Below are 24583 nucleotides of genomic sequence, written 5' to 3'. Positions count from 1 at the left end.
GTTTTATGGTTTTTTATAAAAACACATCATACTGATAAATAAGAACAATCTTTTTGTTCGGATAAAAAAAACTGATATTTTATCAATCTTGTTGCTAATCGATAAATGCTTAGCAGATAGTAGCCTCCACCCAGTCGTGTCTGGGTAAATATAATAATGACAGGTTATCTATTCTAAAAATTTACTTTTACAGTATTGACGATAACAACAAGAGGCGTCCCAAAAATGTTAGATAAAAAAGATGCAATGAGCGCTATTGCTAGTTACCGCATGGAAAGCACATTACGTGGTGTGGATTTAAACCTGTTGACTGTTTTTGATGCAGTAATGCAAGAACAAAACATTACTCGCGCCGCCCATAATTTAGGTATGTCTCAACCTGCAGTGAGCAATGCGGTGGCACGTTTAAAAGTGATGTTTAATGATGAACTGTTTATGCGTCAAGGTCGCGGGATTCAACCGACCCAACGCGCGCGTCAGTTGTTTGGCCCGATGCGCCAAGCTCTGCAATTAATCCGTAATGAATTGCCAAGTTCTGTGTTTTCTCCTGAGACATCAACACGCTTGTTTAAATTAGCGATTTGTAGCCCTTGTGATATACGTTTCGCGGCGAAAATTATGTCATCAGTTCATGAGCAAGCACCTTTGGTCCAACTTCATCTTGATGCGGAATTTAACCGCTTGTTAGCCGAGCGTATGCGTTATCAAGAGATCGATTTTGTGATTGATTATGCACGTTTTGATGAGCAAGGTTTCTCCAGTACGGAAATTTTCCAAGATGAATTAGTGGTGGTGGCATCCAAGTTTCACTCTCGAATTCAGGGAGCCGTTAGCGCTGATAGTTTAATGGTCGAAAAGCATGCAAAGTTGTCTCGAGTGCACGGTCAACGCAGTTTTTCTGAGCAAGCATATCGCGAATTAGACTGTGTGCCTTCTTATGAAGGTACCAGTTTAAGTAACGTGCTTTATGTGGTTGGCCAGTCAGAATTGGTGACAATTGCGCCTCGTTGGATGGTTGAGAATGCGGCTAACCGAGATCAGTTACAAATCCTCGATTTCCCATTTGCAAATGGTCAAATCAGTGGCTATCTCAGTTGGCATGAGTCTAGCGAAAAAGACAAAGGCCATATTTGGTTGCGTGATCAGTTAATGATTATTTGCGGCGAAGTCGTTGCATTGAACTAAACGTTTACTTGTTAATTCGTACTGTGATCTAAACTTATTGATACGCCTCTTTTAGCCTTGAATCGGTTATACCCATTCAGGGCTTTTTTCTATGGATGTTTATTTTTTCTATGGATGTTTATATGCATGTTTAATCGATAACTTTGATATCAGTCAGTTGCCTTTTTTGCTTCTAAATGTACACTTGTGCGCTCAAAAAGCTTACATGTGTAAGCGATAGGTAAAAAAGATGTCCAATTTAAATTTTCATATCGTAACCAGAATTCGTGAACAAATAGTGAAAGGCGGCGAGTGCATTGCTCTAAAACACAAAATAGAGAAAGAGTGGCATGGGATCAGATGGAAGCAATTTGGTCAACGGATCGATGCGATGTCACTTGCACTTTTAGCACAAGCTATAAAAATCCAAGATAAAGTCGGGATTTTTTCTAATAACATGCCGCATTGGACGATAGCTGACTTAGCCGTTTTACAGGTAAGAGCGGTGACAGTTCCTATTTATCCAACCAATACGCCAGCGCAGGCTAGTTATATTATTCAAGATGCTGATGTCAAAGTGCTCTTGGTTGGTGAACAGGCACAATACGATGCGGCACTGGATTTTTTTGATGAGTGCGAACAGCTTAAATTAATTGTCGCCATGAGTGATGGCATTGATCTAAAAAGTTTTCAACATGGCATCCATTGGCATACTTTTATTGAACAAAATACAGATGGCCAGCAAGCGGAATTAGAGTCTCGCCTTGAACAGGCTAATATCGATGATCTGCTGACGCTTATCTATACTTCTGGCACCACAGGCCAGCCTAAAGGTGTAATGCTCGATTACCGCAATATTGGTGCTCAGCTTGAAGGCCACGACGAGCGCTTAAATATCACCAGCGATGATGTGTCACTCTGTTTTTTACCGCTTTCGCACGTGTTTGAGCGAGCGTGGACCTTTTATATTCTTTACTGCGGTGCAACTAACTGTTATTTGCAGGATACGATGCAAGTACGTGATGCATTGAGTGATCTAAAACCAACGGTAATGTGCGCCGTTCCTCGTTTCTACGAGAAAATATTTTCTGCTATCCATGAAAAAGTCTCGAAAGCGCCGTTGCATCGAAAAGTGCTGTTTACTTGGGCTGTTAATATGGGAGCTAAGATGGCTCTTTGCCACCAAGAAACACGCCAACCATCCTTCATGTTGAAAAAGAGCTACGCGTTAGCCGACAAAATCGTGTTGTCTAAATTGCGAGCATTGCTTGGTGGGCGGATTAATTTCATGCCTTGCGGCGGCGCAAAATTAGATGAAACCATCGGCCGATTTTTCCATGCCATTGGCATTAACGTGAAGTTGGGCTATGGCATGACGGAAACCACTGCAACGGTTTCTTGTTGGGATGATCGGTGTTTTAATCCTGATTCAATCGGCATGTCGATGCCAGGAGCTCAGGTCAAAATCGGTGACAACAATGAAATTCTAGTTCGCGGGCCAATGGTTATGCGCGGCTACTATAAAATGGCTGAAGAAACGGCGTTAGCATTCGATGAACAAGGTTTTCTCAAAACAGGAGATGCTGGGCATATTGATGAGCAAGGTAATGTCTTCATCACTGATCGTATCAAAGAGCTGATGAAAACCTCCGGTGGTAAATACATTGCGCCACAAGTTATTGAGGGAGCGATTGGTAAAGATCACTTTATTGAACAGATTGCGGTGATTGCTGACACACGTAAATTTGTATCGGCTTTAATTGTACCTTGTTATGACAGCTTGGAGGTTTACGCCAAAGAGCTCAACATCAAATATCATGACAGATTAGAGCTTATCAAGAACAACCAAGTGGTTGAGATGTTAGAAAAGCGAGTCAATGATTTACAAAAAGAGCTAGCCAAATTTGAGCAAGTGAAAAAGTTTAAATTATTACCTAAGGCTTTTTCAATGGACAAAGGTGAGCTGACGCCGACTCAAAAACTGCGTAGAAAAGTCATTAGCGATCGTTACCAAGATGAAATCGAAGAAATGTACAAAGAAAAGACTAAAGGCGAGTAGATTATCTTAAGATAGTTTTTGAATTGTTTAAAAATCCTCCATTTGCTTTTCAGATAAAGCGTGGGGGATTTTTTATATTACGATGGAAGTTAAGTCTCGCTTCCTTATGACGTTACATTGCTGAATGGTAATATTTTTTGCTTTATTTTTGCTAATTATGCATGAATTTAGCTGTTTTTAATGCCAGTTTTACGATAGTTGCCTAATAAAATTCCATTTAACCAAATATTCGCCAAAGTGTGCACTATTTGGTGTTCGACCCGATGATAAGAAAGAGTTACAGTTGTTGCGTTACCTTGTTTTTTGTTATGACAAAAGCAAGACATAGCCGAAAGTGGAAAGTTTTCGAATTAGGCTACAAATAAGCCCTAAACTATGTAAAACCAGGCCCATTTACTGACCATGTGTTGGGTACTGGTAAGGAGAAAAAATGGCAACGCAATCCAATCAACAGATGTTATCTGGCGCAGAGATGGTGGTTCAATCTCTGATCGAAGAAGGTGTAGAGCAAATATTTGGATACCCAGGCGGTTCCGTTCTTGATATTTACGATGCGCTGCACGCAAAAACCGACCAAATTAAACATGTCCTTGTTCGCCACGAGCAAGCGGCTACGCACATGGCAGATGGCTATGCTCGAGCAACCGGAAAAACGGGTGTGGTACTTGTTTGCTCTGGCCCAGGGGCGACGAATACCGTCACAGGAATTGCTACCGCTTACATGGACTCAATTCCAATGATTGTTATATCAGGCAACGTGCCAAATAACCTCATTGGTAATGATGCGTTTCAAGAATGCGACATCGTTGGGGTTTCTCGTCCGATCGTCAAACACAGTTTTCTTGTAAAAAAAGCCGAAGATATTCCTGAAACCATTAAGAAAGCCTTTTATATTGCTTCAACAGGGCGTCCTGGCCCTGTTGTGATCGATCTACCTAAAGATGTGTTGAATCCTCAGATCAAACTCCCTTATACATATCCTGAGTCAATCAAACTGCGCTCATACAACCCAACCACTTCTGGTCATAAAGGGCAAATTAAAAAGGCACTAAAAGCGTTGTTAGAAGCCAAAAAACCCGTATTGTACATCGGTGGTGGCGCTGTTATTTCAGGCGCAGATCAGCACATTTTACAGCTGGCTGAAACGCTCAATTTACCCGTAGTCAGCACGTTAATGGGGCTTGGTGCTTTCCCGGGGACTCATAAAAATGCGTTAGGCATGCTTGGAATGCATGGCATGTATGAAGCCAATATGGCGATGCACAATGCGGATTTGATTTTCGGCATTGGCGTGCGTTTTGATGACCGTACAACCAATAATCTAGAAAAATATTGCCCGAACGCTAAGATCATGCACATTGATATTGATCCTTCGTCGATCTCTAAAAATGTGCCAGTCGATCTGCCGATAGTAGGCTCCGCTGATCAAGTATTGGAAACGATGCTGCAATTACTCAGCGAACAAGGTGGCTGTAATGATTCGCAGGCGCTTGAACTATGGTGGCAAGATATCCAAAGCTGGCGCGACCGCCAATGCCTAGCTTATGAGAAATCCAGCGAACGCATTAAGCCGCAGCAAGTGATTGAAACTTTGCATAAACTGACTAATGGAGACGCATATGTGGCCTCCGATGTCGGTCAGCACCAAATGTTCGCCGCACTTTATTATCCATTCAATAAGCCTCGTCGTTGGATCAACTCTGGCGGTTTGGGCACCATGGGATTTGGTTTACCCGCGGGAATGGGGGTTAAATTTGCCATGCCAGAAGAAGAGGTAGTGATTGTCACTGGGGACGGCAGTATTCAAATGAATATTCAAGAGCTTTCTACTGCGTTGCAATATGATATTCCAGTGAAAATTATTAACTTAAACAACCGTTTTCTTGGCATGGTAAAACAGTGGCAAGATATTATTTATCAAGGACGTCACTCAAATTCTTATATGAGTTCTGTTCCTGATTTTGCAGCCATTGCAGAAGCTTATGGCCACGTTGGCATCCGTATCTCACAGCCTGATGAACTTGAAGCCGGGCTTAAAAAAGCACTCGATATGAAAGATCGATTGGTTTTTGTTGATATTAATGTGGATGAAACGGAGCACGTCTACCCAATGCAAATTAAAGGTGAAGGGATGGACAAAATGTGGTTAAGCAAAACGGAGAGAACATAATATGAGACACATTATTTCAATATTAATGGAAAACCAATCAGGTGCTTTGTCTCGCGTTGTTGGTCTATTTTCTCAACGTGGTTATAACATTGAATCACTAACGGTTTCGCCAACCGATGATGCAACATTGTCACGCTTAAACATCACCACTAAGACCGATGAAATGCAACTTGAACAAATTCAAAAGCAACTGCATAAGTTGATTGATGTGCTTAAAGTGCAAGAAGTGTCGGAGTGTGAACACATTGAACGTGAGCTGATGATGGTGAAAGTCAAAGCCAGCGGCTTTGCGCGCGCCGAAGTGAAACGTACGGCGGATATTTTCCGTGGGCAGATCGTGGATGTCACTGCGGCGCAATATACTGTGCAGCTTGCTGGAACCAGCGAAAAACTCGATGCCTTTATTCAAGCGTTGTCGGAAGTCACTGAAGTAATCGAAGTCGCGCGAAGTGGCGTGGTAGGTATTGCTCGCGGGGAGCGAGCGCTTAAAGCTTAATTTACCGAGTTCCCTATCGAAATAAGGAAGGCCACATTTTATGTGGCCTTTTTGTCGTTTGGTGCTTTTACTGGAGAAGTGCTTAGTGAAGAATACGCGCACGAATGGTGCCGCTGATGATTTTCAGCTTAGTAAGAGCTTCCGTAGAGCGAGCGGTTTCTACGTCAATCACCACATAACCGATATCCGCTGACGTTTGTAAGTATTGAGCGGCGATATTGATCCCTTCTTCAGCGAAGATGGTGTTGATTTGTGTCAGAATACCCGGACGGTTTTCGTGAATATGCAGTAAACGTGAACTATCGCGGTGAATTGGCAGCGATACTTCAGGGAAGTTCACGCTTGATAAGGTTGAGCCGTTATCTGAATATTTCGCCAACTTACCGGCTACTTCAATACCGATATTTTCTTGTGCTTCTTGCGTTGAGCCACCAATGTGCGGTGTCAGAATGACATTATCAAAATGCATCAGTGGGGATTCAAAAGGTTCAGAGTTTGTGGCGGGTTCTTCTGGAAATACGTCTATTGCAGCTCCAGCCAAATGGTTTGATGCCAATGCATCGCAGAGTGCGGGAATATCGACTACCGTTCCGCGTGCCGCGTTGATAAAGATAGCGCCAGGCTTCATACGTGCAAACTCTTCTTTACCCATCATATTTTTAGTATCTGGAGTTTCAGGCACATGCAGAGAAATGACATCACATTTATTCAGTAGCTCGCTCATGGTATGTATTTGCGTTGCATTACCGAGTGAGAGTTTGTTTTCTATGTCATAGAAATAGACTTGCATACCGAGGTTTTCGGCAATGATACCGAGCTGGGTGCCAATGTGGCCATAGCCAATAATACCTAAGCGTTTACCGCGTGCCTCATAAGAGTTATCAGCACTTTTTTTCCAAATACCACGATGCGCCAATGCATTTTTTTCAGGAATCCCACGCAGTAGTAGCAGTGTTTGGCCTAAAACGAGTTCAGCAACACTGCGAGTATTCGAAAATGGTGCATTAAAGACAGGAATACCGCGTTTTGCGGCGGCATTGAGGTCAACTTGGTTGGTGCCAATGCAGAAGCAGCCGATAGCAACCAACTTCTCTGCCGCGTTGATTACCGCTTCGGTCAAATTAGTGCGCGAACGAATGCCGATGAAGTGAGCATCTTTCACCGCTTCGATCAGTTGTTCATCACCCAGAGAACCTTTGTGATACTCAATATTGCTGTAACCAGCCGATTGCAGTACTTCAACCGTTGAAGGGTGTAGCCCTTCGAGGAGTAAGATTTTGATTTTGTCTTTTTCGAGTGACACTTTGGCCATTATTCTCGTCCTTAAAAATGGGAAGGTGGGCAAACACGGAGCACATAAAGCAAAAGGGCTAATGTAAAGAGGAAGATTAACCATTTTGTTGGAAGACAAACGTTTTCCTTGTGCGTCTTCTGACCAATAAAGTAACAAACTTTTTTGTTTTGGGTAAGAAAATTACGAAATAAGGCATGATTTTCTAGGACATAGCGAAGAAAAACGGCACCCATGGGTGCCGTTTGTAATGAAATAACGGAAAGTAGCCTTATTTTGTGACTTACTCTTCGATTTTGGCACCATTTTCCGTGCCAGTGATGACGACATCAGCACCTCGGTGAGCGAATAAACCAACGGTTACTACGCCGACAATCCCATTAATTTTATCTTCTAATGCTTTGGCATCAGTAATTTTTAGTCCGTGCACATCCAAGATAACGTTACCGTTATCCGTTATTACGCCATGGCGATAGGCTGGATCACCACCAAGTTTAACCAGTTGACGTGCCACATAAGAGCGTGCCATTGGGATCACTTCAACTGGAAGTGGGAATTGACCTAGAACATCGACCGCTTTTGTGCCATCAACGATACAAATGAATTTATCCGCAATAGCGGCAACGATTTTTTCTCGAGTGAGCGCAGCGCCGCCGCCTTTGATCATATCGCGCGCAGGGTTGATTTCATCTGCGCCATCAACATAAATATCGAGTTGATCGACATCATTGCAGTCGAACACTTCAATACCTAGGCCTTTTAGCTTCTCTGTTGAGGCGATAGAGCTTGAAACCGCACCTTTAATATCATCTTTAATCGAACCCAGTGCATCAATGAAGTGATTCACCGTTGAACCCGTCCCCACACCAACGATACTGCCTTTTTCTACATATTTGAGTGCGGCCCAGCCGGCGGCTTTTTTCATTTCATCTTGAGTCATGCCAATCTCCTGATATCGATTTATAGTGACGGTAATGTTGCGGGGCGATTATAGCCTCAATAATTTATGATTCCCATTGCCAGATTTGGCTTGGAGTCACTATTTGAGGTAAAGGTATATCCCATGCTTCGCTCGGCAGATGAGTCACTTGTTGGCAATCATGAGCTAAACCTATGGGTAGGGCACCTTTACCCGTTTTAAACCAAGCTTCTAACGTACGATCATAATAGCCGCCGCCCATCCCGAGCCTTTGCCCTGTTTGATCAAAGGCCACCAATGGTGTGCAGATGATATCTAGCTCATTTACTGGTTTGATCAATGTTTGGTTGAGCTTGGGTTCGGCAATGCCGTATTTATTTCGCGTCATTATGGTTTGAGCATCATAGTGCAAGAACAATAAATTCCCACTCGAGAAGGGGTGCAAAACGGGAAGATAGGTCTGTTTGCCTTGTTGCCATAACCACGCTATGAGCGGTTGTGTTTCAAGCTCACCATCGGTCGCTAAGTAGAGGGCAATGTGCTGACTCGTTAAAACTTCAGGCAGTGTTGAAAAACGAGAGACAAGTTCAATTGAAGCGTGTTTTTGCTGCGTAGGTGATAGCTGTTTACGCCGCTGGCGGATGACTTGACGAAGTGTGTGTCGAGTGTTTTGCATAAGGATACCCCAGAGTGCCGTTGCGGATTTTGGCCCTTGAACCAGCTGGTTCAAGGCGGATCAGCAATGGTAACCGCAGGCTTCTCGGTACGAGCCGAGCTTGCTCAATAGCTACCAAGTACTAACCCTTTGGTGTTGCTTATCGGCTCAGGGACTTAAATCCGGCTGACAAACACTCTAGGGTAAATTTGGTTACGCTGGTAAAGACTACTGCTGTCCTAGCTTCACTTTACTGATGGCATCTTCAAGAGATGCAGCGAGCTGTTCCATGCGCTCGGTTAATTGATTTTGTTGGCCTAGGCTCTCATTGTTTTTAGTTTGCAATTCATAACAAATGTTGAGCGCAGCAATCGTGAGTAGTTTTACTTCATTAGTAACTTTAGTACGCTCTGCCATCTCTTTCAATCGGTTATCAAGATCTTGTGCCGCTTGGATTAAAGACTGCTCTTGTCCCGCAGGGCAATTCACACGAGTCAATTTTCCTAAAATTTCTACGTCTACCGCTTGATTACTCATGATGGATGAACTCTTATCGCGCTGTCTAAGATGGTGCCACTCACATGCCCATCGAGGTGGAAACTATAGGTAAAGCGGCCCTAAGATTCAAGCTTTTCAAAGCGAGCAGTAAAAAATGAGGGACTAAAAACACAGTTATTAGGCAAATTGAGTAAAAGCTACCCACAATTAACGCTTTGAGCATTTTCGCATTGGAAGCTAAGTGGTAGGATCGCGCTTATTTGATTTTATTACGAGCTTCCCATGAGCGAAAAAAAACAACCGGATTATCTTTCTCTTGCCACTGCCCTTCAATCTGCAGCACTTGCGGTTAACCCTGCTGAGTTGCATGGGTTGCTAACGGGCATGCTAGCGGGTGGTCTGGGCTTAAATGATAAGAGCTGGCAGCCACTTATTTTTGATTACACTAACGAAGGTATGGGTTGGCCAGATCGTCCATTGACATTGGCTGAACAAGTACTCACCTTTACAATCGAAGAGCTCACTGGCAGCGAGATGGAGTTGTCACTGCTGTTGCCAGATGAAGAGGCGAGTGCCAGTGTATTTGATTTGGCTGATGGCGTAGCCGACTGGGTAAATCACTTCATTTCTGGGCTTGGCTTGATTGGGGTTGTTTTGAAAAAAGCGTCCGCAGAAACTAAGGAATCCTTGGCTGATCTAGAAGAAATTGCCAAGCTCGGTATCGATGAAGAGGATGATTTGGATGAGCAAGCTCAACTTTTGGAACACGTCATTGAGCATGTAAAAGCTTGCGTGTTAACAATTCATGCTGAATTTGGTATCAAACCTCTACAAGAAACTCAGCCGACCGTGCATTAAAGAGAGGTTACTGTGAAGCAATTTGATGTGATTATCGCTGGTGGGGCGATGGCTGGTGCGACACTGGCGTTGGCCTTAGATACGCTTTCTCAAGGAAAGCTTGCGATTGCTGTGGTCGAAGCGTATCCGCTGGATGATAAGCTCGCCCATCCCGGCTTTGATTCGCGTTCAATTGCTTTATCCTACGGTAGCGTGCAAATTTTGCAAAATCTCTGCTTGTGGCCATCACTGCAAGAGGTCGTCACCCCAATTACACATATTCATGTGTCGGATCGGTCTCATATTGGGATGACCGATATTACTTGCCAGCAACTCGATTTAGAAGCATTAGGTTACGTGGTTGAATTAGCCGATGCGGGGCAAATTTACGCGCAAAAAATGCAGCAGAGCCCGCATATTGAGTTATTTTGCCCAAGCGCGGTTCAGCAAGTGGAACGCAGTATGGATAAGGTCATTGTCACCCTTAACGATCAACAAACGATCCAAGCTAAATTATTGGTCGCAGCTGATGGGGCGATATCGACCTGCTGCGAGCAAATCGGCCTCATCCAACAAGAGCATGATTTTGAACAGGTCGCGGTTATTGCTAACGTGGTGAGCTCAAAAGCTCACCAAGGACGAGCGTTTGAACGATTTACCGCCGATGGTCCTGTAGCGTTATTACCAATGAGTGATAATCGACTCTCTTTAGTTTGGTGTTTACCTCCCGCGAAAGCCGAGCAAGTTTTGTCACTCAGTGATGAGGGTTTTTTAGCACAGCTTCAAGATGCGTTTGGTTGGCGTTTAGGGCGAATGAATAAAGTAGGCACTCGTGCCTGCTATCCATTACAACTGCGTTATCGAGAGCAGAACATTTCACATCGTTTTGCCATAGTGGGCAATGCCGCTCAGACATTACATCCGATTGCGGGACAAGGTTTTAACTTAGGTATTCGAGATGTGGCAAGCTTGGCGGATGAGCTTATCAAGCAGCAAGCCGATGTTGGCTGCTATCGCGGTTTACAAGCTTTTTCCCAACGCCGAGAAGCGGATCGTGATGCCACCATTAAGCTGACATCATCACTGGTGCATCTCTTTTCCAATGATTGGTTAACCACTCGTATTGGTCGCAATGTAGGCCTCATGATGATGGATAATTTACCGTGGCTGAAAATGCCGCTACTGCGCCGAACGCTTGGCGTAGTGAATAGATAAAAGGGTCTGTATATGATGCAAAGTGTCGATATTGTCATTGTGGGTGGCGGAATGGTTGGCCTTGCACTGGCCGCCGCATTAAAGCATAGCGAACTGCGCATCGCCGTGATTGAGGGCCGAGTGCCCAGCCTTGAACTGGCAGAGCTGCCTGATGTGCGAGTCTCCGCCTTAAGTCGTTCCAGTGAAATCATGTTGCGAAACCTTGGTGCATGGCAAGGTATTATTTCTCGTCGCGCTGCGCCTTATTCGGCGATGGAAGTGTGGGAACGCGATAGTTTTGCGCGGATCGAATTTAGTGCCAATCAAATGACTCAGCCGGATCTGGGACACATTGTTGAGAACCGCATCATTCAATTAGCCTTACTCGAACAAGTACAAAAGCAAGCGAATGTGACACTCTTTATGCCCACTCAATGCCAATCGCTGGCTGTCGGAGAGGGTGAGGCGTGGCTAACGCTCGATAACGGCCAATCACTCACCGCAAAATTGATAGTGGGGGCGGATGGCGCAAACTCTTGGGTTCGTCAGCAGCAAGACATTCCATTAACCCATTGGGACTATGGACACAGTGCGCTGGTGGCAAATGTCCGCACGGCGGAACCACATCAATCGACGGCAAGGCAAGTGTTTACACCACAAGGTCCGCTGGCCTTTTTACCTATGTCTGATCCTCATATGAGCTCAATCGTTTGGTCTACAGAGCCCAACCGAGCACAGCGCTTGCTCAGCCTGTCCGAGCTCGAATTCAATAAGATACTGACCGCTGAGTTTGATCATCGTTTAGGTTTGTGTGAGGTGGTTGGTGAACGTGCCGCTTTCCCACTTAAAATGCGTTATGCCCGAGATTTTGCCTTACAACGAATCGCACTCGTTGGTGATGCGGCGCACACCATCCATCCGCTAGCCGGGCAAGGCGTTAATTTAGGTTTACTTGATGCTGCAAGCTTAGCTCAAGAACTACTCACGTTGTGGCATCAAGGTGAAGATATTGGTTTGCTTAAAAATTTGCGAGGTTATGAACGTTGGCGAAAAACAGAAGCTGCCAAAATGATTGCCGCGATGCAAGGTTTCAAAGATCTTTTTGAAGGTGATAACCCGGCGAAGAAACTGATCCGTGGCATTGGCATGCACTTGGCTGGGCATCTTCCTGGGGCCAAAGATGAAATTATGAAAAGAGCACTGGGTTTAAAAGGTGATTTACCTGATCTGGCCAAGAGAAAAATGGTGCTGCTTGAGCCCTAACCGTGATTAACCTAATGATGGCAAAAGGGCTGGCTTATGGCCAACCCTTTTAAAATTCTTTAATGAAACTCGTATTATGCGTAGGCGCAGCGTAGTCTCATGATTTCCTGATTCACTTCCTTCACCGTCTGAAAGTGGCGCTTGTCTGCGCGCTCTGGCAAGATCAGTTTGCCATTATCGAATTCAAATTTTCCAACCCCGTAAATATAGATTCTTCCTTTAAAAAGTCGACTTACGTGTTTAGCTATCATACCAGGCGTATAGCGCTTAAACAGTCTCATACTTCACGATCCTTCTGTTATTCTAACACTGCAAATTATAAATAAATTGCGCCTCTAAATAGTGTGATTACCCTAGAGGAATATGCAGTTATTGGTGACTCTTTTGGATATTTGTGCTGCCGTAGGCAGAATGTTGGATAAATACCCATGTTTACGTGATTATCTCCTCAAAATAGTGCTGATAAAAAATGTTCAGTGCACCATTCACTTGATGCATATTAAGCACGATAAATATTACACTTTAAAGAATAGCTGCTGTTTCCGGAAAGTGTTAAATTTCGGTTAAAAAATGGACTAAAAAAAGCCCGCTTAAATAATAGGCGGGCGAATAGTCACAGATGCATTACACAAAAAGTGGATGTCCTGAAACAATCAGTGGATTCACTTTTTTGTTGGTCAGGGCAACTTTTTGTTTGCCCTTAGCCAACATCGTCAAGAGTACGTTAAAACAAATAAACCGACTATTTATGTTTTTAATATGATTAAAGATTCATTGATAATGTTGTGTAATTTAGAAAGCGATCACGCACAGAATGTAATCCATTACATTCTTTTTCATAAAATCTATTTGAGATAGGCGAGTGTGATAAAGGATACGCCCCGTAAAGAGGCGCATGGTTAACATGAGGAAGAAGCTTATTCGTCAGTAAGAGAGTAGGGGAGAGCTTGCATAAACCAACGAGTGTTTGGTTGGCTAGCAAGACGAAACTCAGTTTCTGGCTCGAGATTGTTTGGTAACACCACTAAACCGATAGCGGTATTATCAGCAAACGTGTAGTGAACCATTAATTGCCCAGCACTACGCCAGTTTTCTCCAACTGAGCGTTCGATCATGATTGGTTGATCATTACTTAGCGGTTGCTCAATGTTGCCTTGAAGGATGTACATTGCACGCTTATTAATACCTCGATATTTAGCGCGAGCGACGGTTTCTTGGCCTGTGTAACACCCTTTATTAAAGCTGATACCATTAAAGGCCTGAAGATTAACGGCTTGCGGTATGTGCTCATTTTGATCCGCTTGATGAAGGACGGGGACCGCTTCTTCGATATCAAAGCGAGTCCACGTTTCCTCGGTGACTTTCAGTGCTTCACTTTGCGTCATGAGCTGTTGCGCGGTTTGCTCTGAAACAAGTAATAGCCAACGTTGGGATGAAATTTTGATGGCGCTACCGCCGTCAATCAAACGCACCTCACCTTCATCCGCCGTTAATGTATTGATATATTGCTCAGCTTGTTCGCCCATAACACCCAGTGCGATGTCTTGGCTCTGGCTGATATTGACCTTAGAAAAAATAAGCGTATTTTTTCAGCTCTCTTAATTCAGCCTCTATCGCTGATAAAGGCTGGAACATCGCATAACCATCGTGATGGTGGAACAGGCGAAAGACCGACCACACTTTGCCCTTCGCATCACAATGGGCGCCTAAGGTTGACTGTGTTGGTTCAAGAGTGACGACATTACAGGTCACTTGGCCTTGCAAATAGGCTTTTTTATCATTGCCTGAAATGATGATAGCGCCCCAGGATGCAAGATGAGTCAGCATCAGTGGTGGAAGTGAGTCATTGGCGGTTACTGCGAGAGGTGTCAATGTGTTTTGCCAGTCCATAGTCGTTACCTAAAGAGAATCTTGAGCCCCATGTTAATCCGGAAATTTTTTTTTGTCAGCTTGAACAGGGACTGTGACTCATCTACTAGTTGTATCTTCATCCAGTTGATACACTCAACGCAAATAAACATAAGGTGAGGAAAACCGATGTACACCACTGAAGAAAAAGCAAGAATCAAGTGGGCATGCCGTCGTGGAATGTTAGAGCTCGATGTGGTTGTGATGCCGTTCTTTGAAGAGTGCTTTGATTCTCTGAATGAAAATGAGCAACGAGATTTCGTTTCCCTACTTGAGTCTGACGACCCTGATCTATTTACTTGGATTATGGGGCATGGTCGTAGCGAAAATCTTGGGCATGCGGCAATGGTGGATAAAATTGTTGCCCACAACCTCAGCAAAGTGCGTTAATTTCGTATTATTTCCTTCCCATTTTGCCCGCATTACTAACGTCATTTTTTTGATGATAGCCGTGTGGGCATTATTGATATCGCCCATTCCACTCGTCACGCTTCCCTTATTTTTCGCTCTTCTTATTATCGCGCAAAAGAGTACCTCACTGTTAGTCCCTAGCTTAATCGGCCAATTCAAGCTCACGAGTCACGGTGAGTGGCAATGTGCCGACCAGAACCTGTCCATTGAAAAGGTTTCTACACAGTTTGCGTTTATGGTGTTGATCATTTATGCACAACAAGGTAAGCGCTATCTAGTGTGGCGCGACAGTTGTGTGGAAACGGATTATCGCCGTTTATTGGTGCAGCTTCGGCAGGTTACCCATAACCAATCACCAACAATAAAGGAGCGATAAACGCTCCTTTATTCATTCGGTCAACTTGACGCCAACAGATGATCGTTGGCGAGGTTACTCGTCTGGCGTTAGGATCGTTGGGCCACTATTTTCGGCTAACTCTGGGTAATCGAGCGTGTAGTGCAAACCGCGGCTCTCTTTACGTTGCATAGCACAACGCACCATCAGCTCTGCCACTTGCAGTAAGTTACGCAGCTCAAGCAGGTTATTTGAAACGCGGAAATGACTGTAGTATTCGTGGGTTTCTTGTTGCAGTAATTGAATGCGGCGTAGTGCTCGCTCTAAGCGCTTATCTGTGCGGACAATCCCCATGTAATCCCACATAAATAGGCGCAGTTCATGCCAGTTATGTTGGATTACGACCTCTTCATCAGAGTTATTGACCTTACTTTCATCCCAACCGGGTAAGCTTGGTGGGAGCTGAGCCGTTGGTAATCCTTTTAAAATATCCTTTGCCGCTGACCAAGCATAAACGACGCATTCTAATAGAGAGTTCGACGCCATTCGGTTAGCACCGTGCAAACCGGTGTAGCTAACTTCTCCGATCGCATACAGGTTATGCAGATCCGTTTTACCTTGTTTATTGACAATAACGCCACCACAAGTGTAGTGCGCCGCAGGAACAATCGGAATCGGCTCTTTGGTCATATCAATGCCCAAATCCATCAAGCGTGTATAAATGGTTGGGAAATGTTTTTCAATAAAATCGGCCGGTTTGTGGCTGATGTCGAGATACATACAATCAGCACCTAAACGCTTCATCTCATAGTCGATGGCGCGAGCCACGATATCACGAGGAGCCAGTTCGGCACGTTCATCAAAATCGAGCATGAATCGTGAACCGTCTGGGCGTCTTAAAAAAGCGCCTTCGCCACGTAGTGCTTCTGTCAGTAGGAAATTACGTGCTTCAGGGTGGAAAAGACAAGTTGGATGGAATTGATTGAACTCAAGGTTCGCCACTCGGCATCCTGCACGCCACGCCATTGCGATACCATCACCTGAGGAAACATCAGGGTTAGAGGTATATTGATACACTTTTGAGGCGCCGCCCGTGGCTAAAACGACAAACTTAGCGCGGATCGTTTCAACGTGTTCCTCATTGCGGTTCCAAACATAAGCGCCAACTACTCTTTTTTTATCGCCACCGATTTTATCTTCGGTGATTAAATCCAGCGCATTGTGACGCTCAAGGATAGTAATGTTGGGGTGATTATGAACATTGTCTTGCAAGGAGGTTTGCATTGCCATGCCAGTGGCGTCAGCCGCGTGCAGGATGCGGCGATGACTATGACCGCCTTCACGAGTTAAGTGATAGCGAGGTGCTTCATCACTATCATTCTCTTCTCTGTCAAAAGGAACGCCGCCATCAATGAGCCACTGAACACACTCTTTAGCATGCTCGGCGATGAAACGGACAGTATCCTCTTCACAGATCCCTGCGCCCGCAATTTGAGTGTCTTCGACGTGTGACTCAATACTGTCTGATTCGTCAAAAACAGCGGCAATGCCTCCCTGTGCGTAATAAGTGGCACCTTCACTGCGTGGTCCCTTACTCAGTACAATGACTTTACTGTGTTTTGCTACGCGTAGTGCGAGCGATAAACCCGCTGCGCCACTGCCTACGACTAATACATCGCATAGATGTTCACGGTTTGCGTTCATAAAACTTTTAAATTCCCGAACTAGAGTTGTCCAACTCTCATTTTAAATATGCATTGCATGTATCTATACTCTTGAAGTGATTCAGCCGCAAGGTTTATCCACTAACGGTATCGCTATGGCTTCAAGCCAATAGCAGCAGAGAAAGATTCGATGCAATACTTTGTAAATGCCATTGTCTTTCATCTTATCGACCCTCACTATATTGGGGATACCCTATAGTGAAATTAGATCACATTTATTGAATAATGCTTGGCAAATATTTTTAGACAGAATGGAACTTTCTATTCTCCCTTGAGTCACAATAGTGCTCATGTAAGCGGTGGTGTCAATACTACATTTTGCATAATGAATGCCCATATCTGAGAAGGTAAGGGGAATAACAATAGGAGTACAGGCTCGAATGAACGAGCAGCTGACCGATCAAGTATTGATTGAGCGAGTTCAGAGTGGAGATAAGCAAGCATTTAACCTTTTGGTTTTAAGGTACCAAAATAAAGTCTGCAACCTTATTTCTCGGTATGTGAGCAATTCCGGAGATGTAGCCGATGTCGCACAAGAAGCGTTCATCAAAGCGTATCGGGCTATCCCCAGTTTTCGCGGAGAGAGTGCCTTCTACACTTGGCTATACCGTATTGCTGTTAATACCGCTAAGAATCACATTGTAGCCCAAAGTCGTAGACCGCCCGCTAGTGATGTTGATGCTGAAGATGCTGAATATTACGAAAGTGGTAACGCACTGAAAGAAATATCGAACCCAGAGAACATTACGTTGTCCAAAGAGTTACAACGAGTCGTCTTTGATGCGATAGAAGCGTTGCCTGAAGATTTGAAAACTGCGATGACCTTGCGTGAACTGGATGGTTTAAGTTACGAGGAAATAGCAGAAGTCATGGATTGTCCTGTAGGAACGGTGCGTTCTCGCATCTTCCGTGCTCGTGAAGCGGTAGAAAAGAAGATTAAACCTCTTTTATAGCGCTCAAACTGGTAACGAAAATGGTGAATAAATAATGGCTGACAAAGAAAAACTTTCAGCACTCATGGATGGGGAAATGGTCGATAAAGCGCTCATTCAAGAATTAGAGCTCGACCAAGAAAGTTTACAAACGTGGAAAAATTACCATTTGGTTGGTGATGTGATGCGTGGAGATGCCCCAGTCCGTGCTGAGTGGGATATTGCACAGAGCGTCGCGTTAGCATTGGATGACGAACCCGCACACAGTCGTTTACAATCTGCTTCGGTTATTGATTTTCGTGATACAAGCCGTGAGTCTCAGCCGACGCCAGCTCAAGCTCGTCGGCAGTTGCCGGCTTGGCTTTCCCAATTTGGCCAGGTTGCGGTTGCTGCGTGTGTGTCGTTTGTGGTGATTTTAGGTGTTCAACAATACGGTGGCCGTGATTCAGGAGTGGATCAAAACGACCAATTACCCGTACTGCAAACCATTCCGTTTGCTGGCAGCGCAGAGCCTGTGAGCTTAACGCGCGATTCAGTAGAGCGCCAAACCAGCGAAAGCCGCGTGCAAGAACAACGTCGCCGCGTAAACGCATTATTGCAAGACTACGAGCTGCAACTTCGCCTGAACAGTGAAAGTGCAAGCCCACATAACGATGTACTTGAATCGGTAGTTGAATGAATAAATTTCTGATCAGTGCACTGGCGCTGTTCAGTTTGAACTCTACATTAGCCTTTGCAGAAGACCAACCTGCAGAAGCTTTGTTGCTTCAAATGAACGAGGCCAGTCAGCATTTAAATTATGATCTGTCTTACATTCTGATTAAGAAAAACAGCATCGATCCACTACTGTATCGTCATGCAAGTCAAGGCGATCAGCAATTTGCCCATCTCGTTTATCTCAGCGGCCCGATCCGTGAAGTAATTCGCCGTGGTAATGAAGTGAGTTACATTGAACCTGGGGTAGAACCGTTCACCATTGAGTCAAGCACTATGGTTGCGCCGACGATTCCGATGCTAACCAGCAATGTCACCGAATTAGGCCGTTACTACGATTTCGTCAAAGTTGGTCGTGCGCGTGAAGCGGGCACGGCTTGCCAAGTGGTGCGAGTGGTACCGAAAGATGGATTACGCTATTCCTACATTTTATGGGTAGATGAAGCCAGCAAATTGCCATTGCGAGCTGATTTAGTCGATCGCGACGGCGAGGTGCTTGAGCAATATCGCACGATTTCTTACGCCATTAGCGACAAATTAGCACAGGCGATGCAAGGGCTAAATGACGTTGAGTTACCCGAGGTGTTGACGTTACCAAAAGGCAACCTTACCGAAAGTTTTTGGCAAGTGAGTTGGAAACCAGAAGGTTTTGAACCTAAAGAACTCAACCGTTATCGCATGGCGATTACTGAGCGTTTGGTCGAGAGCCAGATGTTCAGTGATGGGCTATTTAGTTTTTCTGTCTATATTTCCGATAGTGACAACCATTCGCTGAAAGGCCAACTGGTTCGTCAAGGCCGCCGTACCCTGCATAGTGTGGTGAAAGGAAACAATGAAATCTCAGTGGTCGGTGATATTCCACCGGCAACGGCGCAGCGCATTGCTCAATCGGTGACGTTTGTCCAGCCTGCGGCGCTCTCAACAGAGGAAACCAAACCATGATGACGGCGTTAGCAACAGTCACCGCTGTTCAACCTGATGCTAACGGGTTTCACGTTGAACTCAGTTGTCAGCAGCAGACAAGTTGCAGCAGTTGTTCGTCCTCCAAAAGTTGTGGTACTGGGATCGTATCGAAAGCAATTGGCAATAAAGCGTTGTTATGGCAACTCGATACGAAAAAACCAGTCAAGCAAGGCCAGACGGTTGAAATCGGTTTCCCCGAAAAAAGCTTGCTTCAATCGGCCGCCTTAGTGTATTTGGTGCCGCTTTTTATGATGATGTTTGGCGCTTGGCTGGGTGAGAGCCTCTTGGCCCCTTTGCTAGGTTTAGGTGAGGGCATCGTGATCATCACGGCCGCGGTTTTTATCGCGCTGGGGATCGGAATTGCCAAACGTTGCTCTGTGGTTCTTGAAAAACGATCGCAGCAAGAGGTGGTTTTGGTTCGAGTCCTTGGTGAACCTATCGCCTAATTTATGATGCGAACCCTACCGAAATTGGGTAGAATCGGCCAACTTTATGGAAACGCCGCTTGATGTGGCTTTCTTGTGTCCCTTTTTTCAAGAGTTTAGTCATCCCAAATCTATGAAGCACATTCGTAACTTTTCGATTATCGCCCACATCGACCATGGTAAGTCGACCCTATCTGACCGTTTGATCCAAGTTTGTGGTGGATTAAGTGATCGTGAAATGGAATCTCAAGTTCTAGACTCTATGGACCTTGAGCGTGAGCGTGGCATCACCATCAAAGCACAGAGTGTGACGCTCGATTACAAAGCAAACGATGGCGAGACATACCAGCTCAACTTTATCGATACTCCTGGACACGTTGACTTTTCTTATGAAGTTTCCCGTTCTTTAGCCGCCTGTGAAGGTGCTCTATTGGTAGTGGATGCTGGTCAAGGCGTTGAAGCGCAAACATTGGCTAACTGCTATACCGCCATTGAAATGGATCTTGAAGTTGTCCCGATCCTAAATAAGATTGATTTGCCAGCCGCAGAGCCTGAACGCGTAGCGGAAGAAATTGAAGACATCGTCGGCATTGATGCTATTGACGCAGTGCGCTGCTCTGCGAAAACAGGCCTTGGTGTGGATGAAGTGCTAGAAAAAATCGTTTCTGGTATTCCGGCTCCTGAGGGCGATCCTGCTGCGCCGCTGCAAGCGTTGATCATCGATTCTTGGTTTGATAACTACTTAGGTGTTGTCTCTTTAGTGCGAGTGAAAAATGGTGCGCTGAAGAAAAATGACAAAATTAAAGTGATGAGCACAGGCCAAACTTGGGGTGTTGACCGTTTAGGTATTTTTACGCCAAAACAAGTCGACAAAACCATGTTGAACACTGGTGAAGTGGGCTGGGTGGTTTGTGGTATTAAAGATATCCTTGGCGCGCCCGTCGGTGATACCCTGACCAGCGCGAAAGATCCGTGTGAAAAAGCATTGCCGGGCTTTAAAAAAGTGAAGCCACAGGTGTACGCGGGGCTTTTCCCAGTCTCTTCTGATGATTACGAAAACTTTCGTGATGCATTAGGTAAACTGAGCCTAAACGATGCCTCGTTATTCTATGAGCCAGAAAGTTCGGCCGCTCTTGGTTTTGGTTTCCGTTGTGGTTTCTTGGGTATGCTCCACATGGAGATTATTCAAGAGCGTTTAGAGCGCGAATACGATCTTGACCTTATCACCACTGCGCCAACGGTAGTCTATGAAGTGAAGAAGACCGATGGCACGATGCTTTATGTTGATAGCCCGGCTAAATTGCCTGCGGTGAACGACATTGAAGAGATTCGTGAACCGATTGCGCGTTGTAACATTTTGACCCCTTCTGAATATTTGGGTAACGTCATTATGTTGTGCGTTGAAAAACGTGGCGTGCAGGTTGATATGGTCTATCACGGTAACCAAGTAGCCTTGACCTATGATGTGCCGATGGCCGAAGTGGTGCTTGATTTCTTTGACCGCTTGAAGTCAACGTCTCGTGGTTATGCATCACTTGATTATGGTTTCCAACGCTTTGAAGCTTCAAGCATGGTCCGTGTGGATATCTTGCTAAATGGTGACAAAGTGGATGCGCTAGCCATCATCACTCACAAAGACAATTCGCAAACGCGCGGTCGTCAAGTGGTTGAGAAAATGAAAGAGTTTATCCCTCGCCAAATGTTTGATATCGCGATTCAAGCGGCGATCGGTAACCACATTATTGCTCGTTCAACCGTGAAGCAGCTGCGTAAAAACGTACTGGCGAAATGTTACGGTGGCGATATTAGCCGTAAGAAAAAACTGCTTAAGAAGCAGAAAGAAGGTAAGAAGCGCATGAAGCAAATTGGTAATGTTGAGTTGCCACAAGAAGCCTTCCTTGCCATTTTGCACGTAGGTAAAGATTAAGCATTGCTTTGGCTTTCTTATGCATGCAGCAGTCACCATTAAGTGAAAGAGTTTCGGCTCTTTCACTTTCGTATTTTTAGATAAGGGAACTCCATGGCGAATACATTTTCACTCATCTTGGTGATCGTCACATTAGTGACTGGCATAGTTTGGGTGCTGGAGAAGTTGGTGTGGGCGAAAAAACGTCAACAGAAGATGGCCGCTATTGAAGCGCAAACCAATGGCTTGGATGGCAAACTCAGCGCCAAAATTTCCGCGCAACCTTGGTGGATTGAAAACAGTGTTTCCATCTTCCCTGTGATTGCTTTTGTGCTGGTGCTACGCTCTTTTGTGTACGAACCTTTTCAGATTCCATCTGGCTCAATGATGCCGACGTTGCTGGTGGGCGACTTCATCTTAGTTGAGAAATACGCTTACGGTTTGAAAGACCCAGTATGGCGTACTCAACTGGTCGAAACTGGTAAACCAGAGCGTGGTGATGTCGTGGTGTTTAAATACCCGCCGCAACCAAGCATTGACTACATCAAGCGCGTGGTCGGCATGCCGGGCGACACAGTTCGTTATAGCAGCAACAAAGAGATTTGTATTCAAGCTCAAGGTTCAACAGAATGTAAACAGGTCAAACTGTCCAATGTTGAAGAGAGTGAGTTCAACCAAAATGGCATCCCTTTAATTCAAGTGAATGAAAAGTTAGGTCAGGTTGAACACCAGATTTTGATCAATCCATTGCGTCGTGATCGTGTTGATGCTTATCAACCACGCCATGGCGTTAATGAATGGGTTGTTCCTCAAGGTCAGTATTTTGTGATGGGTGATAACCGTGACAACAGTGCTGATAGCCGTTACTGGGGCTTTGTTCCAGAAGCAAACTTAGTCGGTAAAGCGGTCGGTATTTGGATAAGTTTTGAATTTGAACGTGGTGCCGATAGCGTTTTACCTTCGTGGATCCCAACTGGTGTGCGTTTTAACCGCATTGGTGGCATTAACTAGGCTAGCTTTGGCTAGCCATCACTACATCGAGAGAGCATGAATTCTCCAATTAGTAAATTAGAAACTAAACTCGGTTATTCATTTAATGATCCCGAGTTTATTTCCTTAGCACTGACACATCGCAGTGCAAATGGTAAGCACAATGAACGTCTTGAGTTTCTGGGCGATTCAATTTTAAGTTTTGTCATCGCTGATGAGCTGTACCACCGTTTCCCTAAAATTAACGAAGGGGATATGAGTCGTATGCGCGCTACGCTTGTGCGTGGTCACACATTGGCTGAACTGGGCAGAGAATTTTGCCTAGGAGATTACTTAAAATTAGGTCCAGGTGAGTTGAAAAGTGGTGGTTTCCGCCGTGATTCAATCCTTGCTGATGCCGTAGAAGCCATCATTGGTGCGATTTATTTAGACAGCGATACCGAAGTAGTACGACGTATTATTTTGAGCTGGTATCAAGAGCGCCTTGACGCCATTGAGCCGGGCGTATCGCAAAAAGACCCAAAAACTCGCCTACAAGAGTTTCTGCAAGGTAGAAGAAAGCAACTGCCTATCTACACAGTGACTAATATTAAAGGTGAAGCACACAACCAAGAATTTACGGTATCGTGTGATGTAGCAGGAATGGGAACGCCTGTAATTGGTAAAGGCACCAGTCGTCGTAAAGCTGAACAATCGGCGGCTGAAATTGCACTAGAGCAACTGACAAATGGCTGATAACGAATTTGATTTGGATGCGTACTTCGCATCAAACACCAACAGCAATGAAGCAACTCCCGAAAGTGGTGAGCAGCACTGTGGTTTTATCGCCATTGTGGGTCGCCCCAATGTCGGGAAATCAACCCTGCTGAATAACTTACTGGGACAAAAGATATCCATCACATCGCGCAAGCCTCAAACCACTCGTCACCGCATTATGGGTGTCGATACAGAGGGGCCGTACCAAGCGATTTACGTTGATACTCCGGGGTTACACATCGAAGAAAAACGTGCGATTAACCGCTTGATGAACCGTGCGGCAAGTAGCTCGCTCAGTGATGTTAACTTAGTGCTGTTTTTAGTCGATGGCACTCAGTGGACCGCCGATGATGAAATGGTGCTCAACAAGTTACGCAATGCTAATTTCCCTGTAGTCTTGTGTGTCAATAAAGTCGATAACGTGAAAGATCGTAACGATGTAATGATGCATATGCTAGAGCTATCGAAGAAAATGGAATTTGTTGATGTCGTGCCGATTGCGGCAAAACATGGCAAAAATGTCGATGTATTGCGCAAACATGTGCGTGAGCATTTACCTCAAGCCACGCATCACTTCCCTGAAGAGTATGTGACCGATCGCTCACAGCGTTTCATGGCTTCCGAGATTGTGCGTGAAAAACTGATGCGCTTTACTGGTGAAGAGCTGCCGTATTCAGTGACCGTTGAAATTGAACGTTTTGACTATAACCCTGAAACTGATGGTTTTCATATTAACGCGTTGATCCTCGTTGAACGCAGCGGCCAGAAAAAAATGGTGATCGGCAAAGGTGGTGAAAAAATCAAAACCATCGGCCGTGAAGCGCGTTTAGATATGGAAGAGTTGTTTGGTCGCAAGGTTTACCTAGAAACTTGGGTGAAAGTGAAATCCGGGTGGGCAGATGATGAACGTGCCCTTCGTAGCCTTGGTTATATTGACGATCTATAACCTCTATTCGAGGTGGGCGAGAACATCG

23 protein-coding genes, 1 other RNA gene and 1 pseudogene are annotated in these 24583 nt (G+C 45.0%); 17 read left to right on the top strand and 8 right to left on the bottom strand.

Features of this window, described 5'->3' with window-relative positions; genetic code table 11:
- Positions 1-225: 225 nt before the first annotated feature.
- The 4 genes from leuO (at position 226) to ilvN (ending at position 5889) form a co-directional block, all read left to right on the top strand.
- Entirely contained in the window at positions 226-1185 is a 960-nt protein-coding gene (leuO, locus tag VOR_RS0111350) for a transcriptional regulator LeuO (RefSeq protein ID WP_010319825.1), read from the top strand.
- A 229-nt stretch (positions 1186-1414) separates the two neighbouring features.
- On the top strand, positions 1415-3223 hold the full coding sequence (locus tag VOR_RS0111345; RefSeq protein ID WP_010319824.1) for an AMP-dependent synthetase/ligase: 1809 nt from the start codon (positions 1415-1417) through the stop codon (positions 3221-3223).
- A 430-nt stretch (positions 3224-3653) separates the two neighbouring features.
- Positions 3654-5393, top strand: coding sequence for an acetolactate synthase 3 large subunit (locus tag VOR_RS0111340; RefSeq protein WP_010319823.1), 1740 nt, complete (start codon positions 3654-3656; stop codon positions 5391-5393).
- A 1-nt stretch (position 5394) separates the two neighbouring features.
- Entirely contained in the window at positions 5395-5889 is a 495-nt protein-coding gene (gene ilvN / locus VOR_RS0111335; RefSeq protein ID WP_010319822.1) for an acetolactate synthase small subunit, read from the top strand.
- Between the two features lie 82 nt (positions 5890-5971).
- Here ilvN and serA read toward each other — a convergent pair whose 3' ends face one another.
- The 5 genes from serA to VOR_RS0111315 form a co-directional block, all read right to left on the bottom strand.
- On the bottom strand, positions 5972-7201 hold the full coding sequence (gene serA / locus VOR_RS0111330) for a phosphoglycerate dehydrogenase (RefSeq protein ID WP_010319821.1): 1230 nt from the start codon (positions 7199-7201) through the stop codon (positions 5972-5974).
- Between the two features lie 262 nt (positions 7202-7463).
- The gene (rpiA, locus tag VOR_RS0111325) at positions 7464-8120 is read right to left on the bottom strand and encodes a ribose-5-phosphate isomerase RpiA (protein ID WP_010319820.1); all 657 of its coding nucleotides are present in this window, start codon (positions 8118-8120) and stop codon (positions 7464-7466) included.
- Positions 8121-8184: 64 nt separating this feature from the next.
- Entirely contained in the window at positions 8185-8775 is a 591-nt protein-coding gene (locus VOR_RS0111320) for a 5-formyltetrahydrofolate cyclo-ligase (RefSeq protein WP_010319819.1), read from the bottom strand.
- A gap of 2 nt (positions 8776-8777) precedes the next feature.
- Positions 8778-8962, bottom strand: a non-coding RNA gene (gene ssrS, locus VOR_RS18460) — 6S RNA.
- A 20-nt stretch (positions 8963-8982) separates the two neighbouring features.
- A complete protein-coding gene (locus VOR_RS0111315; RefSeq protein ID WP_010319818.1) occupies positions 8983-9291 on the bottom strand; it encodes a cell division protein ZapA in 309 nt (102 codons plus the stop codon).
- 243 nt (positions 9292-9534) lie between these two features.
- On the opposite strand from VOR_RS0111315, the gene VOR_RS0111310 reads away from it, so the two are divergent.
- From VOR_RS0111310 to VOR_RS0111300, 3 genes are read left to right on the top strand one after another with little or no spacing between them, the layout of a single operon-like run.
- Complete coding sequence (locus VOR_RS0111310; protein WP_010319817.1) at positions 9535-10110, top strand: YecA/YgfB family protein; 576 nt, start codon at positions 9535-9537, stop codon at positions 10108-10110.
- Positions 10111-10122: 12 nt separating this feature from the next.
- On the top strand, positions 10123-11304 hold the full coding sequence (ubiH, locus tag VOR_RS0111305) for a 2-octaprenyl-6-methoxyphenyl hydroxylase (RefSeq protein WP_010319816.1): 1182 nt from the start codon (positions 10123-10125) through the stop codon (positions 11302-11304).
- Positions 11305-11316: 12 nt separating this feature from the next.
- Positions 11317-12546, top strand: a complete 1230-nt coding sequence (locus tag VOR_RS0111300; protein ID WP_010319815.1) for an FAD-dependent 2-octaprenylphenol hydroxylase — start codon at positions 11317-11319, stop codon at positions 12544-12546.
- 74 nt (positions 12547-12620) lie between these two features.
- On the opposite strand, the gene VOR_RS0111295 is transcribed toward VOR_RS0111300, so the two are convergent.
- Complete coding sequence (locus tag VOR_RS0111295) at positions 12621-12827, bottom strand: DUF1107 domain-containing protein (RefSeq protein ID WP_010319814.1); 207 nt, start codon at positions 12825-12827, stop codon at positions 12621-12623.
- A gap of 636 nt (positions 12828-13463) precedes the next feature.
- Positions 13464-14436, bottom strand: a pseudogene (gene ygfZ / locus VOR_RS17910) (tRNA-modifying protein YgfZ).
- Between the two features lie 147 nt (positions 14437-14583).
- Between ygfZ and VOR_RS0111280 the strand changes: the two are divergent.
- Together VOR_RS0111280 and VOR_RS0111275 are read left to right on the top strand one after the other, a co-directional pair.
- Entirely contained in the window at positions 14584-14844 is a 261-nt protein-coding gene (locus VOR_RS0111280; RefSeq protein WP_010319812.1) for an FAD assembly factor SdhE, read from the top strand.
- On the top strand, positions 14768-15241 hold the full coding sequence (locus VOR_RS0111275; RefSeq protein WP_350303900.1) for a protein YgfX: 474 nt from the start codon (positions 14768-14770) through the stop codon (positions 15239-15241). Before VOR_RS0111280 ends, VOR_RS0111275 begins: the two co-directional genes overlap by 77 nt.
- 54 nt (positions 15242-15295) lie before the next feature.
- Here the strand turns inward: VOR_RS0111275 and nadB are convergent, their stop codons facing one another.
- Positions 15296-16903: an L-aspartate oxidase gene (gene nadB, locus VOR_RS0111270; protein ID WP_010319810.1), complete on the bottom strand. Its 1608-nt coding sequence runs from the start codon at positions 16901-16903 to the stop codon at positions 15296-15298.
- A 400-nt stretch (positions 16904-17303) separates the two neighbouring features.
- Here nadB and rpoE point away from each other — a divergent pair, with 400 nt between their 5' ends.
- The 8 genes from rpoE to era all read left to right on the top strand — a co-directional run bounded on the left by rpoE (position 17304) and on the right by era (position 24555).
- Entirely contained in the window at positions 17304-17876 is a 573-nt protein-coding gene (gene rpoE, locus VOR_RS0111265) for an RNA polymerase sigma factor RpoE (protein ID WP_010319809.1), read from the top strand.
- 34 nt (positions 17877-17910) lie between these two features.
- Positions 17911-18534: a sigma-E factor negative regulatory protein gene (locus VOR_RS0111260; RefSeq protein ID WP_010319808.1), complete on the top strand. Its 624-nt coding sequence runs from the start codon at positions 17911-17913 to the stop codon at positions 18532-18534.
- Positions 18531-19511 (top strand): sigma-E factor regulatory protein RseB, encoded by a 981-nt coding sequence (gene rseB, locus VOR_RS0111255; RefSeq protein ID WP_010319807.1) that lies wholly within the window; start codon positions 18531-18533, stop codon positions 19509-19511. The genes VOR_RS0111260 and rseB overlap by 4 nt, the downstream gene beginning before the upstream one ends.
- Entirely contained in the window at positions 19508-19978 is a 471-nt protein-coding gene (locus VOR_RS0111250; RefSeq protein ID WP_010319806.1) for a SoxR reducing system RseC family protein, read from the top strand. The genes rseB and VOR_RS0111250 overlap by 4 nt, the downstream gene beginning before the upstream one ends.
- A 112-nt stretch (positions 19979-20090) precedes the next feature.
- Positions 20091-21884 carry a translation elongation factor 4 gene (lepA, locus tag VOR_RS0111245; RefSeq protein ID WP_010319805.1) on the top strand — a complete coding sequence of 598 codons (1794 nt, stop codon included), beginning with the start codon at positions 20091-20093 and terminating at the stop codon, positions 21882-21884.
- Positions 21885-21977: 93 nt separating this feature from the next.
- Positions 21978-22874, top strand: a complete 897-nt coding sequence (gene lepB, locus VOR_RS0111240; protein ID WP_010319804.1) for a signal peptidase I — start codon at positions 21978-21980, stop codon at positions 22872-22874.
- Between the two features lie 36 nt (positions 22875-22910).
- Positions 22911-23588: a ribonuclease III gene (gene rnc, locus VOR_RS0111235; protein WP_010319803.1), complete on the top strand. Its 678-nt coding sequence runs from the start codon at positions 22911-22913 to the stop codon at positions 23586-23588.
- Positions 23581-24555, top strand: a complete 975-nt coding sequence (gene era / locus VOR_RS0111230) for a GTPase Era (protein ID WP_010319802.1) — start codon at positions 23581-23583, stop codon at positions 24553-24555. Before rnc ends, era begins: the two co-directional genes overlap by 8 nt.
- The last annotated feature ends 28 nt before the right edge of the window (positions 24556-24583 follow it).

Source organism: Vibrio ordalii ATCC 33509, from assembly GCA_000257205.1.
Lineage (GTDB): Bacteria > Pseudomonadota > Gammaproteobacteria > Enterobacterales > Vibrionaceae > Vibrio > Vibrio ordalii.
Note: the sequence above shows the minus strand (reverse complement) of the source record. Positions and strands in the feature narration are given on the sequence as shown.

What these genes read in the sequence shown, in the direction of transcription:
- lepB (WP_010319804.1), top strand. Translation starts at nt 21,978, where the DNA reads ATGGCGAATACATTTTCACTCATCTTGGTGATCGTCACATTAGTGACT.
- VOR_RS0111260 (WP_010319808.1), top strand. Translation starts at nt 17,911, where the DNA reads ATGGCTGACAAAGAAAAACTTTCAGCACTCATGGATGGGGAAATGGTC.
- rpoE (WP_010319809.1), top strand. Translation starts at nt 17,304, where the DNA reads ATGAACGAGCAGCTGACCGATCAAGTATTGATTGAGCGAGTTCAGAGT.
- era (WP_010319802.1), top strand. Translation starts at nt 23,581, where the DNA reads ATGGCTGATAACGAATTTGATTTGGATGCGTACTTCGCATCAAACACC.
- VOR_RS0111300 (WP_010319815.1), top strand. Translation starts at nt 11,317, where the DNA reads ATGATGCAAAGTGTCGATATTGTCATTGTGGGTGGCGGAATGGTTGGC.
- ilvN (WP_010319822.1), top strand. Translation starts at nt 5,395, where the DNA reads ATGAGACACATTATTTCAATATTAATGGAAAACCAATCAGGTGCTTTG.
- rseB (WP_010319807.1), top strand. Translation starts at nt 18,531, where the DNA reads ATGAATAAATTTCTGATCAGTGCACTGGCGCTGTTCAGTTTGAACTCT.
- rpiA (WP_010319820.1), bottom strand. Translation starts at nt 8,120, where the DNA reads ATGACTCAAGATGAAATGAAAAAAGCCGCCGGCTGGGCCGCACTCAAA.
- lepA (WP_010319805.1), top strand. Translation starts at nt 20,091, where the DNA reads ATGAAGCACATTCGTAACTTTTCGATTATCGCCCACATCGACCATGGT.
- VOR_RS0111275 (WP_350303900.1), top strand. Translation starts at nt 14,768, where the DNA reads ATGGTCGTAGCGAAAATCTTGGGCATGCGGCAATGGTGGATAAAATTG.
- leuO (WP_010319825.1), top strand. Translation starts at nt 226, where the DNA reads ATGTTAGATAAAAAAGATGCAATGAGCGCTATTGCTAGTTACCGCATG.
- VOR_RS0111340 (WP_010319823.1), top strand. Translation starts at nt 3,654, where the DNA reads ATGGCAACGCAATCCAATCAACAGATGTTATCTGGCGCAGAGATGGTG.
- serA (WP_010319821.1), bottom strand. Translation starts at nt 7,201, where the DNA reads ATGGCCAAAGTGTCACTCGAAAAAGACAAAATCAAAATCTTACTCCTC.
- nadB (WP_010319810.1), bottom strand. Translation starts at nt 16,903, where the DNA reads ATGAACGCAAACCGTGAACATCTATGCGATGTATTAGTCGTAGGCAGT.
- VOR_RS0111315 (WP_010319818.1), bottom strand. Translation starts at nt 9,291, where the DNA reads ATGAGTAATCAAGCGGTAGACGTAGAAATTTTAGGAAAATTGACTCGT.
- VOR_RS0111320 (WP_010319819.1), bottom strand. Translation starts at nt 8,775, where the DNA reads ATGCAAAACACTCGACACACACTTCGTCAAGTCATCCGCCAGCGGCGT.
- VOR_RS0111250 (WP_010319806.1), top strand. Translation starts at nt 19,508, where the DNA reads ATGATGACGGCGTTAGCAACAGTCACCGCTGTTCAACCTGATGCTAAC.
- VOR_RS0111310 (WP_010319817.1), top strand. Translation starts at nt 9,535, where the DNA reads ATGAGCGAAAAAAAACAACCGGATTATCTTTCTCTTGCCACTGCCCTT.
- rnc (WP_010319803.1), top strand. Translation starts at nt 22,911, where the DNA reads ATGAATTCTCCAATTAGTAAATTAGAAACTAAACTCGGTTATTCATTT.
- VOR_RS0111345 (WP_010319824.1), top strand. Translation starts at nt 1,415, where the DNA reads ATGTCCAATTTAAATTTTCATATCGTAACCAGAATTCGTGAACAAATA.
- VOR_RS0111280 (WP_010319812.1), top strand. Translation starts at nt 14,584, where the DNA reads ATGTACACCACTGAAGAAAAAGCAAGAATCAAGTGGGCATGCCGTCGT.
- VOR_RS0111295 (WP_010319814.1), bottom strand. Translation starts at nt 12,827, where the DNA reads ATGAGACTGTTTAAGCGCTATACGCCTGGTATGATAGCTAAACACGTA.